1 protein-coding gene is annotated in these 569 nt (G+C 71.2%); it reads left to right on the forward strand.

The genetic code is table 11. From position 1 onward, the window contains the following. The coding region (locus IE318_RS44545) for an SDR family NAD(P)-dependent oxidoreductase (RefSeq protein ID WP_189908502.1) at nucleotides 1-569 on the forward strand (569 nt) is incomplete at both ends.

Here is a 569-nt window from a genome sequence, read left to right on the forward strand (position 1 = left end):
TGGCTGATCACCGGCTGCTCCAGCGGCCTGGGCCGTGCCCTGGCCGAGCACGCCCTCGAACGGGGTGACCGGGTGGCTGTCACCGCCCGCAACCGCGCATCGGTGGCTGATCTCGCCGCCCGGTACGGCGACCGCGCACTGCCTCTCCGGCTGGACGTCACCGACCCCGAGTCGGTGACCGCAGCCGTCCAGGCGTGCGAGGCGGTGTTCGGACGCATCGACGTGGTGGTCAACAACGCGGGATACGGCTACCTGGCCGCGATCGAAGAGGGAGAGGACGCAGCGGTCCGGGCCCTGTTCGACACCAACGTGCACGGCGTGGTGACCGTCCTCAAAGCAGTGCTGCCCGGCATGCGGGACCGCCGCTCGGGGAAGATCGTCAACATCTCCTCCTTCGGCGGCCTGGCCGCCTTCGCCGCGACCGGCTACTACCACGCCACGAAGTTCGCCCTGGAGGGCCTGTCGGAGTCGCTGGCCGCGGAACTCGCACCACTCGGCGTCACGGTGACCATCGCGGAGCCCGGCGGACTGCGCACCCAGTGGGCCGGGGCGTCGATGCAGCAGTCCCC

It is taken from the genome of Streptomyces spiralis (assembly GCF_014654675.1).
Lineage (GTDB): Bacteria > Actinomycetota > Actinomycetes > Streptomycetales > Streptomycetaceae > Streptomyces > Streptomyces spiralis.